Source organism: Salinimicrobium marinum (assembly GCF_014651535.1).
Taxonomy (GTDB): domain Bacteria; phylum Bacteroidota; class Bacteroidia; order Flavobacteriales; family Flavobacteriaceae; genus Salinimicrobium; species Salinimicrobium marinum.
The window spans coordinates 301,920-316,979 of record NZ_BMXB01000001.1; the positions used below are offsets into that span (position 1 = coordinate 301,920).

11 protein-coding genes and 1 pseudogene are annotated in these 15,060 nt (G+C 36.3%); 6 read left to right on the forward strand and 6 right to left on the reverse strand.

The genetic code is table 11. The features are described 5' to 3' along the window. Positions 1 to 304 precede the first annotated feature (304 nt). From IE056_RS01390 to IE056_RS01415, 6 genes and pseudogenes are all read left to right on the forward strand, one after another. A complete protein-coding gene (locus IE056_RS01390) occupies positions 305 to 508 on the forward strand; it encodes a helix-turn-helix domain-containing protein (RefSeq protein ID WP_189602830.1) in 204 nt (67 codons plus the stop codon). Next, complete coding sequence (locus IE056_RS01395) at positions 509 to 2,074, forward strand: type I restriction-modification system subunit M (protein WP_189602831.1); 1,566 nt, start codon at positions 509 to 511, stop codon at positions 2,072 to 2,074. It begins immediately after the preceding gene. After that, a complete protein-coding gene (locus tag IE056_RS01400; protein WP_189602832.1) occupies positions 2,058 to 3,308 on the forward strand; it encodes a restriction endonuclease subunit S in 1,251 nt (416 codons plus the stop codon). The genes IE056_RS01395 and IE056_RS01400 overlap by 17 nt, the downstream gene beginning before the upstream one ends. A gap of 3 nt (positions 3,309 to 3,311) precedes the next feature. Continuing rightward, positions 3,312 to 6,353 (forward strand): TrlF family AAA-like ATPase, encoded by a 3,042-nt coding sequence (locus IE056_RS01405; RefSeq protein ID WP_189602833.1) that lies wholly within the window; start codon positions 3,312 to 3,314, stop codon positions 6,351 to 6,353. Positions 6,354 to 6,356: 3 nt separating this feature from the next. Further along, positions 6,357 to 7,767: pseudogene (locus IE056_RS01410) on the forward strand (RNA/DNA-binding domain-containing protein). Further along, on the forward strand, positions 7,764 to 10,904 hold the full coding sequence (locus tag IE056_RS01415) for a type I restriction endonuclease subunit R (protein ID WP_189602834.1): 3,141 nt from the start codon (positions 7,764 to 7,766) through the stop codon (positions 10,902 to 10,904). The pseudogene IE056_RS01410 and the gene IE056_RS01415 overlap by 4 nt, the downstream one beginning before the upstream one ends. A gap of 9 nt (positions 10,905 to 10,913) precedes the next feature. On the opposite strand, the gene IE056_RS01420 is transcribed toward IE056_RS01415, so the two are convergent. Genes IE056_RS01420 through IE056_RS01445 form a run of 6 tightly spaced genes read right to left on the reverse strand, consistent with a single transcriptional unit; the run spans position 10,914 to position 15,058 of the window. After that, entirely contained in the window at positions 10,914 to 11,270 is a 357-nt protein-coding gene (locus tag IE056_RS01420; RefSeq protein WP_189602835.1) for a nuclear transport factor 2 family protein, read from the reverse strand. A 7-nt stretch (positions 11,271 to 11,277) separates the two neighbouring features. Then, positions 11,278 to 12,117, reverse strand: a complete 840-nt coding sequence (locus tag IE056_RS01425; protein ID WP_189602836.1) for a DUF4138 domain-containing protein — start codon at positions 12,115 to 12,117, stop codon at positions 11,278 to 11,280. Then, positions 12,114 to 13,043 carry a conjugative transposon protein TraM gene (gene traM / locus IE056_RS01430; protein ID WP_189602837.1) on the reverse strand — a complete coding sequence of 310 codons (930 nt, stop codon included), beginning with the start codon at positions 13,041 to 13,043 and terminating at the stop codon, positions 12,114 to 12,116. The genes IE056_RS01425 and traM overlap by 4 nt, the downstream gene beginning before the upstream one ends. Continuing rightward, complete coding sequence (locus IE056_RS01435; protein ID WP_189602838.1) at positions 13,033 to 13,647, reverse strand: conjugal transfer protein TraK; 615 nt, start codon at positions 13,645 to 13,647, stop codon at positions 13,033 to 13,035. Before IE056_RS01435 ends, traM begins: the two co-directional genes overlap by 11 nt. Then, positions 13,644 to 14,486, reverse strand: coding sequence for a hypothetical protein (locus tag IE056_RS01440; protein ID WP_189602839.1), 843 nt, complete (start codon positions 14,484 to 14,486; stop codon positions 13,644 to 13,646). Before IE056_RS01440 ends, IE056_RS01435 begins: the two co-directional genes overlap by 4 nt. A gap of 2 nt (positions 14,487 to 14,488) precedes the next feature. Beyond that, positions 14,489 to 15,058: a conjugal transfer protein gene (locus IE056_RS01445; protein ID WP_189602840.1), complete on the reverse strand. Its 570-nt coding sequence runs from the start codon at positions 15,056 to 15,058 to the stop codon at positions 14,489 to 14,491. Between the last annotated feature and the right edge of the window lie 2 nt (positions 15,059 to 15,060).

Sequence of the window (15,060 nt, forward strand, 5' to 3'; positions counted from 1 at the left end):
ATCAAAATCCTCACGCCTACATCTATTAAAACCTGAATCTCTGGGGAATCAAGAATTACTTTTGCAAAAGGTGCTGTGTGTGATAACTGTACCCAATAATTTGCTTTCAAATTTGACAAACCTCTTTGGGAAATGAGTTCCGGGACTCGGTGTGTCCAGGATTATTAAATTTTCCAAAAATAATCTGCTCCATTTTCTTACCATTCAAAAGTCGTGGAGGTTATTTGACGATATTCGATATACTCATTCAATGAGATATTTAAGAAAATTTTTTAAATTAGGACTTTCGTAAACTTCTGATAAGATGAACCGGATTAAAGCCGTTTTGCAGGAAAAAAATCACAATCAAAAATGGTTGGCGGAAAAATTGGGGAAGAGCTATAATATGGTTAATTCCTATGCCCAGAACAGACGCCAACCCAGTGTGGAGGATTTATATCGGATTGCAAAAATACTCGAAGTGGAAGCAAAAGAACTTTTATTGGAACATAAAGATTTAAAAACATAAATGGCTAAAGAAAAATTAAAAAAGGAAAAATCTATTGAAGAAAGCCTGTGGGATGCTGCCAATAAATTGCGTGGCTCCATTGAACCTTCAGAATATAAACACGTGGTTCTAGGGCTTATTTTCTTAAAATTTGCCAGTGATAAATTTGAGGTGCGCCGTGAGGAGCTTATTTCCGAAGGGAAGGAAAAATACCTTGAAATGAAAGACTTCTACAATATGAAGAACGTCTTTTTTTTAGCAGAAACATCCCGGTGGAACTACCTGATCAAAAATGCAAAACAAGACGATATTGCCCTAAAGATTGATACCGCCTTAAATCAAATCGAAAAAAATAATCCCTCTCTAAAAGGTGCATTGCCAGATAATTATTTTTCACGGTTAGGTCTGGACAAAAGTAAATTGTCTTCGCTTTTAGATACCATCAATAAAATAGACACCCAAAAGGACAAATCACAGGATATTGTGGGGCGTGTATATGAATATTTTTTATCGAAATTCGCTTTGGCGGAAGGGAAAGGAAAGGGGGAGTTTTATACTCCAAAAAGTATTGTAAACCTCATTGCTGAAATGATCGAACCTTATAAAGGGATTATTTATGATCCGGCTTGTGGTTCGGGTGGAATGTTTGTGCAATCTATTAAGTTTATCGAAAGCCACCACGGGAGCAAACAGGAGATTTCCATTTACGGCCAGGAATATACTAATACCACTTATAAGCTGGCAAAAATGAATCTTGCCATTCGGGGAATATCTGCTAACCTGGGTGAAAAAGCAGCCGATACCTTTAGCAATGACCAGCATAAGGATTTAAAAGCAGATTATATTATGGCTAACCCGCCCTTTAATCAAAAAGATTGGCGGGGGCCGCAGGAATTAATTGATGATCCGCGATGGCAGGGTTATGAAGTACCTCCCAAAAGCAATGCAAATTATGGTTGGATCCTGAATATGGTTTCCAAACTATCAAACGAAGGTGTTGCCGGATTTATCTTAGCAAATGGTGCCCTTTCCGGGGGTGGCGAAGAATATAAAATCCGGAGAAAATTGGTGGAGAACAATCTTGTGGAAGCTATAGTGATTTTACCACAAAATATGTTTTATACCACTAACATAAGTGTAACCGTTTGGATCCTAAATAGGAATAAAACAGCACATTCACGTTCTATTGGTGATGAGGAACGCCATTACCGGGATAGGGAGGAGGAGGTTTTGTTTCTGGATTTACGGCAGATTGGTGAACCATTTGAGAAAAAATTCATTCAGTTTAGCCCAAAACATATTCAGGATATTGCTAAAACCTACCACGATTGGCAACAGGAAAATACAGATTATAAAGATATTCCGGAATATTGTTACAGTGCCACCAAAGTTGATATTGAAAAGAAAGACTTCTCCCTGGTGCCCAGTAAATATATTGAATTTGTAAACCGGGATGAGAATGTTGATTTTGACTCCAAAATGGCGGGTTTACAAAGCGAACTGTCCGATTTACTACAACAGGAAGAGCAATCTAAAAAGGAATTGTTAGACGTTTTTAATGAGCTGGGCTATGCGATCAAACTATAGGCCTATTGGAAATTACATACAGCTGGTTGATGAACGTAACAAGGAGTTAGAAATTTCTACGCTTCTAGGGTTAAGCATATCGAAAGAATTTATTCCTTCCGTGGCAAATACGGTTGGAACAAATATGCGCAACTATAAGATCATTCGTAAGAATCAATTTGCTTGTAGTATTATGCAGGTGAGGAGAGATGGTAAAATGCCAGTGGCATTACTTGAAGATATTGAAGAAGCTATTATTTCCCAAGCTTATCCAGTATTTGAAATTATAGATACTGAAGTTTTATTACCTCAATATTTGATGATGTGGTTTACACGCTCAGAATTTGACAGGCAAGCGACTTTTCACGCTGTTGGGGGTGTAAGAGGAAGCCTGGAATGGGAGGATTTTTTAGCTTTTGAACTTCCCGTTCCATCCATCGAACAACAGCGGGAAATTGTTAGGGAATATAATGTAATAAAAAATCGCATCGCCCTAAATCAGCAACTCAACAAAAAACTGGAAGAAACTGCGCAGGCGCTTTATAGGCATTGGTTTGTTGATTTTGAGTTTCCTAATGAAGAAGGTGAACCTTATAAATCTTCCGGTGGGAAAATGGGTTATAATGTGGAACTGGATAATGAAATTCCGGAGGGGTGGGAAGTTAAAACAATTGGTGACTTTGCATTAAAAATGAAGAGTGGAAGTACTCCTAATCGTGGTAGGGAAGAATACTGGTCATCAAATGATCATCCTTGGATTAAAACGGGGGAACTTAATAACAGTGTGTTAATTGAAGTAGAGGAATATATTTCAGATTTAGCTTTAGGGGACTGTTCCGTAACTCTTTTACCAATAAATACTGTATTGGTGGCAATGTATGGACAAGGTAATACTAAAGGTCAAGTTGGATATTTAAAAATACCTGCTACAACCAATCAAGCTTGTTGTGCCATTATCTGTGACAATGAATATAAATCCACATTTATTTATTATTATCTCAGAGTAAATAGAGATGAGATTGTAAGTGTAGCGATTGGTGGAGCGCAACCAAATTTAAGTAAAGATATTATCGAAAACCTGAAAATGGTTGTCCCAAGTGAAGAAACTATTTTAAAGCATCCGTTTATTAAAATAATGAATCGCAAAGAAAAAATAATGCGTAAATCTCAACTCCTCGCGAAACTACAATTAATATTGTTGAGTAAAATGAGTACGGTAGAAGAGATTATCAAACCTGAATCAGTAGAAATTTAAAATATGACAAATAAAGGTTCAATATGGCGTAAATGGGACTTACAAGTAGGTACTAAAGATTACACAAGGTATACGGGAGTGCAATTTTCTGGGGAAAAGTTGTCAAATCTTTGTGACTTAACAAGTTTAAACGAACAACAAATAAATGGAAATCATAAAGATTTAAGTAATGATGATTATGCAAAATTATTTGTTGAACATTTTATACACTATAATGATACAGATGTAATCTCTTTAGCCAATCATAATACAGGTGAGGGAATAGAAGAAATTTTATCTCATCTAAAATTGAGAAAAGCAGAGAACCAAGACTCAATTTATACAGATAAATTTATTTTCCCAGGAATTGAAATAGGAGGAAATGATAGATGCCATATTATTATTGTTTTCAATCCTGAAACCAATAATAATAGGAAGTTTGAGTTTCAGGAAGATGGAAGAACTATTAAACGTGAGTTGTCTTGGAAAGAATATATTGATAGGTTTCTTGATGCTATTAATATTCCGTCAACAAGATTTAATAATGGACAACCGGTAAATTCAAGTTCTTTAGGCGCTAAGGATATAATTTCTAAGTCGAAAGATTGGGATTTTATACCTGTTTTTCCCCATATTGAAAATTCAGATGGACTCTGGAAGGAACTACAGGATAGTAACAAAAAAGAAATTTACTCTAATGATAACTTTGGGATTGTAGATATTTCATTAATCTCAAAAAATCAGGACTTAAAAAGAATATGCAGTGGCAATCACTCTAGTTGGGGAGATAAATGTATAGCAGTTATTAATACATCTGACTCAGAGTCTCTTGAAAAAATCGGCAGCAAGTTTAGTTACATAAAAGGCGACCCCTCAATTAAAGGTTTAAAGCACCTTTATATTGAACCAATTGATAGAGTAAGAACTGGTAAAGAACCAGAAATATTAGATAGAGTAAAATTAAACAGAACCAAATATTTAAAAAAGGTAAAGATTAATCAAATATCCAGCTATACTGGACAATATGGTAATTGGTTTCAAGATTTGGAAATCCCCCTTAATCCAGAATTGGTCGCTATCATAGGTAATAAAGGCAGTGGAAAAAGTGCATTGGCAGATATTATTGCTCTTTGTGGGAATTATAAAAATCAAGATGATTTTTCATTCTTACATAAGAATAAATTTAGAGATGGAAAACACGCTAAAAATTTTGAAGCAACCATAACCTGGGAAAGTGAAAGTTCAAATCATAAAAATCTAGGAGATTCATCGGTTAATGGAGAATTAGAACTCGTTAAATATTTACCACAAGGTTATTTTGAGAGGTTAACCAATGAAATAAGCTCAATTGAAGAATTTCGAAAAGAAATCGAAAATGTTGTATTTACTCATCTAAGTGAAGATGACAAAGTTGGTTATACTTCTTTTGAAGAATTAATTAATAGCAAAAAGGAACTAATAAACCACGAGATAAACAATCTGAAAGATAGATTGCAACCAATTAATTCTACAATTTTCGAAAAGGAGAAAAAGCTTAACACTTCGTATAAAAATAACATAATTGCCCAAATAGCAAAGAAAAAGGAGGAATTGACTGCTTTGGTAGAACCTATTGCTGTTCCCAATCCCAATGAAGACCTAGAAATTGCTAAGAAAAATGAGGAGGTAAATAACAAAATAGCTGAAATTAAAAATAGTATTGAGAAGTTAGAACAAGATATATCTAACGAAACTCAAAAAAAGCAATTATTGTTAACTGAAATTAATGATTTAAAAAGAATTAAGCAATTAATAAAAGGAAAAGAAGAAGACTTAGACTTTTTTAAAGAAACTAATAAAGAACCTTTATCAAAGTATAATATAGAGATAGATGAAGTTGTTAAATATCGATTTAATTACTCCACTCTTGACCTAGTTATTTCTAACAAAGAATCAACTTTAAAAGAGGTAAAGATAAAATTGGGTGAAGAAGCACCGACAACACCTAATTTTATTTCATTTAATAATCTATTGAAACAAAAAAAAGAGGCCCTTAATACAATCCAAAAAGGTCTTGGTGAAGAGGAAAAGAAGTACCAGCAGTATTTGATTGATACAAAGAACTGGCAAGGGAAAAAAGATAATATAATAGGAAATGAAAATACACCAAATACTTTAAAATATTTCGAAAAGGAACTAAAGTATGTTGATGAAACTCTAAAAAGTGATATAGACGTTCTAAGAACTCAAAGATTAGAAATCTCAAAGTTGATTTTTGATAAAATGAAAGTTGTCTTGGATGTATATATCGAGGTGAAAACGAAAATTGACGATATTATTTCAGAGAATGGTGATTTATTAGATCAGTACAGGATTAATATTGAAGCCTCTTTTGGCGTAAAAGCCAACTTTGTTAGTAAGTTCTTGAATTACATTTCACTTAATAAAGTTGGAACTTTTTATGGTAAAGAGAATGCGGACATTCAAATACAAAAAATTTTAGAAAATAGAGATTTTAATGAATTTAATTCATTAAAAGAATTCCTAAAGGATATTGTTAAGGCTCTATTTGAAGATTTAAGGCAAAAGCCTACACAACAAGCTTTTATAGAGAATCAGGTTACAGAAGTAACCGAATTCTATGATTATCTATTTTCTTTAGATTTTTTAGATTACAACTATGAGTTAAGACAGGGAGAAAAAAGGTTAGAACTATTGTCTCCTGGAGAAAAAGGAGCATTACTTTTAATTTTCTACTTACTATTAGACAATAATGATATACCTCTAATTATTGACCAACCAGAGGACAATTTAGATAATAATAGTGTGGCTAATATTTTAGTTCCATTCATTAAAAAAGCTAAATGCAGGCGACAAATAATTTTAGTTACCCATAATCCAAACCTAGCAGTAGTAGCTGATGCGGAACAGGTTATTTATGTTGAATTAGACAAAGAAAATAATAACACCTTTAGTTTTAAATCAGGAGCTATAGAAAATCCTACTATCAATGAAAGCATTGTAAAAGTCTTAGAGGGTACAATGCCGGCATTTAATAAAAGAAAACTAAAATATTACGAGAATTAGATAATGCCCGAAACCAATCGCATAGAATATAAACGGGAACTTTCCGAAGGTTTGGAAAAAGAAGTTGTGGCTTTCTTGAATTACCGGGAGGGCGGCATTATCTATATAGGCATAGATAAAGAAGGTAAGACAGTTGGCGTTCAAGATGCTGATGGCGACCAGTTAAAAATCAAAGACCGATTAAAAAATAATATTCGTCCTTCTGCCCTTGGGCTTTTTGATATTGTAAGCGAAGAAAGGGACGGGAAAGAAATTTTAAAAATTATTGTGGCCAGCGGTTCTGAAAAACCTTACCATCTCAAAAAATACGGGATGAGTGAAAAAGGCTGTTTCATTCGCCTGGGTTCTGCGGCAGAACCAATGTCCCAAAAACTCATTGAAGAACTTTTTGCCTCGCGTACCCGAAATTCCATTGGAAAAATAAAATCACACCGTCAGGACTTACAGTTCGAGCAGCTTCACATTTACTACCAGGAAAAACAAAAACCCCTTAACAAACAGTTCAGGAAAAATTTAGAGCTTACTACCACGGCAGGTGATTTGAATTACGCAGCTTATTTGTTGGCTGATGATAATAATGTTTCTGTAAAGGTTGCTAAATATAAAGGCGAAACACGTGTTGACTTAATGGAAAGTAACGAATATGGCTATTGTTCGCTTGTAAAAGCTACAAAAAGTGTATTGGATAAAATGAACCTGGAAAACCGGACGATCACACAAATTACTCACAAAGAACGAAAGGAACATCGTCTTTGGAATGCCATTGCGCTTCGGGAAGCAATTATTAATGCCTTTGTACATAATGACTATACCCGCGAAATAGCCCCAAAATTTGAGATTTTCAATGATAGAATAGAGATTACATCCGCAGGTTCCTTGCCGGACGGTTTAAGTAAAAGCGAATTTTTTGAAGGTTTTTCCATCCCCAGGAACAAGGAGCTTATGCGTATTTATAAAGATTTGGACCTGGTGGAGCAATTAGGTTCAGGCATTCCAAGAATATTGGAATATTATGAAACAAATAGCTTTAATTTTTCTGAGAATTTTTTAAGGATGGTTCTGCCTTCGGCAGAAGCTGTCCAATCTGATACCCCGCAAGTCACCCCGCAAGTCACCCCGCAAGTCACCCCGCAAGTCACCCCGCAAGTCACCCCGCAAGTCACCCCGCAAGTCACCCCGCAAGTCACCCCGCAAGTNGCAAGTACAGGACCTTTTAAACGTTTTTAGGGGCGAACACAGTAGAACCGAGTTGCAAAACCACTTAAAGCTTTCGGATAGGGAGAATTTTAGAATCAATTATTTAGTGCCGGCTATAGAAAATGGTTTTGTAGAGCTAACAATAGCTGATAAGCCAAAAAGCAGTAAACAGAAGTATAGGCTAACTGAGAAAGGAAGAAAAGCAAAACAGGAATGAAATTTACCGAAGCACAATTGGAAGCCGTTTTTGCCACACAATTGGAACAAGAAGGTTATAAGCATCAATTAGGAGGTAGCATATCACGAAAGGAAGATGAAGTGCTTATTGAAAGAGACCTTCGGGAATTTCTGTTAGCAAGGTATCGGAAAAACGGTATCACTAAAAATGAAATGGAATCCGTCATTCTTAGACTCAAAACTCTTCCGGCTTCAGATCTTTATGAAAGCAATAAAGAGTTTATGCGAATGCTCTCCGATGGTTTTCCTTTAAAGCGGGAAGACCGTTCCCAAAAAGACATCTGGATTTATTTAATTGATTATTCAGAAGAAAACCAGAACACCTATAAATTTGTTAATCAACTTGAAATAAGCGGAACCCAAAAACGTATTCCTGATGGGATTCTTTATATTAATGGAATTCCTGTGGTTGTTTTCGAATTTAAAACTGCGATTCAGGAAAACACTACAATTCATGACGCCTATATTCAGTTGACCGTGCGTTATCAAAGGGACATACCGGAACTTTTTAAGTATAATGCATTTTGTGTGATCAGTGATGGCGTAAATACCAAAGCAGGTTCTTTTTTTGCGCCTTACGAATTTTTCTATGCCTGGCGCAGAATCGCAGGATTGGCAAAAGACGTTGATGGTATAGATAGTATGTTTACCCTTATTCAGGGGATGCTTCAGCAAGATCGAATTCGGGATATTGTTAAAAATTTTATTTTCTTACCTGACAGTTCCAAAAAGGATGAAAAGATCGTTTGCCGCTATCCACAATATTATGCGGCGCGGGCTTTATTTGAAAATATCCAGAGGGCTCAAAAACCAACCGGAAACGGAAAAGGAGGTACTTATTTTGGAGCAACTGGCTCAGGTAAAAGTTTCACAATGCTTTTCCTGACCCGGCTTTTAATGAAAAGTGATTATTTTGAAAGCCCCACCATTATTTTAATTACTGATCGAACCGATTTAGATGATCAGCTTGCAGGGCAATTTACCAATGCAAAAGCCTTTATTGGAGATGATGCTATTGCCAGCGTAGAGAGCCGGGCAGATTTAAGGGGACGTATTCGGGGAAGGGAAAGTGGGGGAGTATTCCTCACCACTATTCATAAGTTTACAGAAGATACTGAGTTGCTCACCAATAGGAGCAATGTTATTTGCATATCTGATGAAGCACACCGAAGTCAAACGAATCTTGACCAGAAAATAAAAATCACTGAAAAAGGGGTGCAGAAAACTTTTGGCTTTGCCAAATACCTTCACGATTCTTTGCCTAATGCTACGTTTGTAGGTTTCACCGGTACGCCAATCGATGCTACTTTAGATGTATTCGGGAAGGTAGTAGATGAGTACACAATGACAGAATCGGTAATAGATGAAATTACAGTCCGTATTGTATATGAAGGAAGGGCTGCCAAAGTGGCCCTTGAAAACAGGGAACTAAAGAAAATTGAAGAATATTATCAGGTCGCTGAGGAAGAAGGCGCAAATAAGTACCAGGTGGAAGAGAGTAAAAAGCAATCGGCCAATATGAACGCCATTCTGGGTGATCCAGATCGCTTACAGGCTATAGCAGAAGATTTTGTCAAGCATTATGAGAAAAGGCTGAAGGAAGGTGCTACCGTAAAAGGAAAAGCCATTTTTGTTTGTAGCCATCGTGAAATAGCTTATGAACTCTATAAAAACATCATTGAATTACGACCTGAATGGGCGGAGGTTAGAATGGCAGAGGAAGGTGCCGAATTAACTGAAAAAGATAAAAAGCAACTCAAGCCTATTGAGCGTATAAAGATGATAATGACAAGGGGGAAAGACGATCCTAAAGAAATGTATAACTTGTTAGGAACAAAAGAGTACCGTAAAGAATTGGATCGTCAATTTAAGAATGAGAAATCAAATTTTAAAATTGCCATTGTAGTCGATATGTGGCTCACCGGTTTTGACGTTCCATTTTTAGATAGTATTTATATTGATAAGCCTATCCAACAGCATAACCTTATCCAGACTATTTCCAGGGTAAACCGGAAATTTCAGGGTAAAAACAAAGGATTGGTGGTAGATTATATTGGCATTAAAAAACAAATGAACTTAGCACTTGCCAAATATAATAAGGGAGAGCGGCAAAACTTTGAGGATATCAAAGAGTCCCTGAAAATAGTTAGAGATCACTTGGATTTATTGGCTAAGATATTTCACAAATTTGATAGCGAAGATTATTTCCGAGGAAATCCTTTGAGCCAGTTAAATAATCTTAATCAAGCTGTTGAATACGTACAACAAACCAAGGAACTGGAGACACGTTTTATGGATTTGGTGAAACGTTTGAAAGCTGCCTATGATATTTGTGCGGGAAGTGAAAATTTAACACAGGAAGAACGGGATTACATTCATTTTTATTTAGCTGTAAAGTCTATAGTTTTTAAGCTTACCAAGGGAAATGCACCCGATACCGCCCAGATGAATGCCAAAGTAAGGGAAATGATTAAAAATGCTCTGGCAAGCGAAGGTGTAGAAGAAATCTTTAAAATGAGCGATGAAACCAACAGTCAGCAAGATATTTTTGATGAGGATTATTTGGCCAAAATTGATAAGATTAAATTGCCCAATACGAAAATTAAACTTTTACAGCAATTACTGGCCAAGGCTATTGGGGAGATTAAAAAAGTTAATAAAGTAAAAGGAGTTGATTTTTCAAGAAAGATGGAAGGCCTGGTCTCCCGATACAATGAACGAAAAGGAGATGTGCTACGGGGGGAGGTGTATGAAGAAATGGCTGAACAACTCACAGATCTTATTTGGCAGGTACAGAAAGAATTTTCGGCTGGGGAAAAGTTAGGGATTGATTTTGAGGAAAAAGCTTTCTATGATATTTTAAAAGAACTTTGTATAAAATATGATTTTCAATATCCGGAAAACAAACTCATCGATCTTTCAAAATCAATTAAAGATTTAGTAGATGAACAAGCAAAATTCCCGGACTGGAGCAAAAGAAATGACATTAAATCTGCCCTAAAAGTTGGACTTATATTATTGCTCGACGAACATGGTTATCCACCAGTAGAACGTGATGAGGTTTATGAAGAAATCTTTGAACAAGCGGAAAATTTTAAGAGGAATAGAGCGGTGTAGATTGTTTATTTAAAATGGTGGACGTTCTCCTTCACTACGCTCTGTTACCTTCCACTGCCCATCTTGTTTAACCAGTTTAAAAGTTTCTGGTTCATCAGTAAAGGTGGTGGTAAATTTTACCCAGGCAGTTTGATCATTAGATTGTTCTTCTGAAATTTCAAAATTTACTTCCTCTTCTCCAGAATATAAATCTTGAATGGTAATGAAATTAGCATAAATATCAGGAGTTGTATATTTTTCAAGGGTAGCTTTATCATCGTGATAAAAACTTTCCGCAACAATTTTAGCCGTTTCGGTGTGGGACATTTGTTTTTCATTACAAGCTACCAAAGCTATAATGATAGAATACAGGAGGACTCTTTTCATGACGTTTCTAGTTAGGGTTATTGATATATTTATGAGGTACTTTTAATTTTAGATTTCTCCCGCCGTTTTTTTCATTCAGTTCCAGTATGACTCTGCGGTCATCTCCCAAAGAAAATTTAGGTAGCACATAGACCAGTTTTTCAGTTTCACCTTCTCTGATTTTAGAAGGCATACTGTACTTAAAAAGAGGTTTTTCATAGATGGTCTGGGAGGATTTCCTTTTTCCTTTTTGCCTGGTTTCAATTCCTAAATTCAGGAAATTCAAATCATAATCCAAGGATGATTTGTTTTCTATCTGGATAACGAAATAGAGTTCTTCTTTATCAAATACAATATTTTCAACACTTAAGATAATAGACTGATTTCGTTTTTTTAATCGCCCTAATGTTTGTTTGCGTTCAACCAGAAAGGAGCAAAAATTATCGTAATAGTAGGTCTTGTCCCTTTCTTTAAGCTCTTCCTTATTTATCTCCGATTCATCAATGACCACAGGCTTTTCATTGCCTATGGTGTCAGATTTCAAAATAAAATAATTCAGCTGGTTAAGCTGATCCTTATACTTTACAATATACGAAAAAACCGAACCATTTGAACTGACTACCAGAAGATTACTTTCTTTTCCAGGCGTGGCCTGTAAGAGTCCGAAATATTGTTCCGCTTCCCGGTTATAAGTAAAAACAAAATTGTCAGAACCTGTTATTCCCTGCCGTATAGGTTTCGGAAAGAACAGGGCCACATTTTTTTGGTCATTTGCAAAAATGGTGTCGAGGATTTTTCTTTCTTGAGCCAAACAAGGACGAAATGCAAAAGAGGTAAAAAACAGGAGGAATAAGATATTAGTTTTCATAGTTCAGATTTTAGAATTAGTTTGTAATCATTAAGTACGGTTACTTTGACGTTCCGGTTATTGCGCCTAAGAACCTTGGTTATTCCACTAATTTGTGGCACACTTGGAATATTTATGTCCTGTATGATATCATCCAGAACCTCACTGGTTGCCTCTGCCCGGAAACTGTTTACCACATAAATACCTTCGCTGCCATCCTGGAGGTCGAAAGCCTTCAGGTTTACCAGATGATGATCTATATTTTTAACTTCGACCAATGTCCTGTTAGGCTTAAAGTTGATAAAGCCATAGATAATAGTATTTTTAGGAATCCATTGATCATTGATCTTAGCTGTCGATGTCAGGCGCATTCGGAGGCGGGAATTGGTCTTTACGACCTGGTTCCCATCGACCACAGCATATACAATTGAATGGGTATCCGCTGTAACAAGCCTACTGTCTGAAGTAGGGGAGGAGGCAAAGAACAGTTGATGCTCCAGTCCCATTTCCTTAGCTTCAATTTTATGTTCCTGCTGTATCTCCTCAATTTCTAATTGAGGAGTGGGAGTGGTAAGCTTTTGTTCTGGCGTGAATTCCTGGTCTATTCCTTCGGAATATTTTATACGTCCAGATTCATAGATACTGTCAACAATCCTTTCCTTTTCCTTTTCGGTTAATTCTGTGTCATAGAAACCCAGGGAATCTATCAGCTTCTCATCGTAAATACTGGGAGCATTGGTTTCTCGGACTTCCCTCAAATCATTTATAGCATCAAGTTTGGAATCGTATTCCTTCGATTCCTGTTCCAGTTCAGGAACCAAAGTTTGTTTCAAATTTTGGCTCTCATTTTCGTCATCGCCCATAATCATTAGCGAATAGGAAATTAGAAATAGGAGTATTACTGCGATTACAGCCCCAAACACTATTTTATTCTTTTCAATTTTCATTATTTAGTTTCTTTAAAGTGTTTTCAAAGTAATTAGTGATAAGCAACCCGTGAGGGTTGTTGGGAAAATTTCGATCTACAGTGATCAAGTTTCCTGTGGAAACCAGCTCATAAGTATCGATTACAGATCCGCGGTTGATTTCAAAAATGGTAGTGGTTTTAAAGCTGTACGTTCCTTCTTGTTCGGCTACCTCAGTATTTATACTAAGTACTTTTTGCACCAGGGAATATTGAATCAACCTGTTGTAAACACCATCAGCTTTCTTCTGCCGGTATAGGTTGTCGACAGAGCTGTTTCCCAGCCAAAGCGCTTTTTCCAGGTTTTTTTCATAATTGCTGGCATCGATGTTATAGAAGTAATTGTGAAACAACTCCAAATGTGCCATTGCTTCCACCCTGAAGTTTTCTTTTTGGGAAACCAGTTTTAACGGAATTAACTCTCCGTCTGTATTAACCGCAAAGGCACTGTTCAGTGCTCTTTTATGAATTGAAAATGCTATCCATCCCGAAAAGATGCTCGAAGAGAATGCACATATAACTACAGCAATAACTACAAACCTATTTAGCTTTAACACGGCATATATATTTTGATAAGGTGTTTTCATGATGTGAAAAGTCTTAGGGTGAAAGAAGTTGCCCGCCTGTAAAGTTTAAACTTGAGAAAAACTATAAACCCGATAGATCCCAGTTCAACTACCGGGGCAAAAAAACCACTACCCACGTCTGTACCGAACAGGTTTGTCCAGAAGTTGGTATTAATTTCTGTGTAAATTGCATTGATAAAAACGTTTACCAGGAAAAATGCAGGAACAAGCATATAGACTGCTGCATATAGTTTGAAAAAGTTATAGGCCAGGGAACGAAATTTTTCAAAGACTGCCAGGCTTATGACCAGTGGAAAAAAAGCCTGCATCAATCCCAATAAAAAGTAGCGTTCAGCCAGAAATAATGGGTAGATAAACAGGTCCAATAACCAGAGAAACAAGCTAATTATAAATGCAAAGAATTTGAATCCATAAAGTGGCGTTACTAATACTTCGTAAAGTAAGGCCATAGCCTTTCTTGCGGCTTCAATTGCGCTCACATCTTCTTCAATGGGGATGTCCTGCATCTGCAAGGGAAGCAATGCAGGAGCCGTATCCCGATAGCGATCTTCAATGGCTACTAGAATTCCATCAAAAAAACCTAGGATTTGTGTGGAAAAAATTACCAGTAGCACTACTGCAAAATTCTTTGCAAGTTCCCCGGGACTCAATCCCCATGTATAACCTTCCTTATCAGCAATACCTTCATTATATTTCTTAAGGATGTTCACAAGGAAAAAGAGCACAGCAAGCGTTTTCATACCCACAATGGTGTACTGTGAAAATTCACTGTTCTGGATGGTCTGGAAAACTGTATCGACATATTCCAGTCCAATTCCTAAAATGATGTTAGCACTCATCTCTAAAAATTTGTTTCACGATTGTTGATCTTATCCTGCATCTTTCTGAAAGAAATGATATTCCGATAGCGTTTGGTTTTCATATTGATCTCCATAACCATTTCCCTGGACTGCATTTCCTTTTCCTGAAGCATTTCTGTACGCTCCCCGTCACTCATTTTTAGATAATCGCTGGACAAGATTTCATCTATGAAATCCATTGTTTCCAAAGAATTATCTACAATGGCATTAAAAGATTCCGATACCCGCGTAACTTCTTCCGGTTTGATATAGGGCGAGTTTAGGATTTCTCTTAGATCGTTTTGCATTATCCCGATAAGACGTTGATTGTTTCGGCCTATTTCGCGGACTGCCTTCAGTTGCTTCACGACCGTATTCACCTTCTCAAGATTTTCTTTCTGCTGTTTCAGGAATTCAGCAGTTTTTAAAAGTTGTGAGGTTTGCTTAGCAGATTCGACCAGCGACTTTACAAGACTGATAAAGTTCGTATTATCGTACACGGGCATTCCCTGACCGGCGGAACTGGCATTCACAAATAGTATCAGACTTAAGGTTAAAAGTAAATTCTTCATGA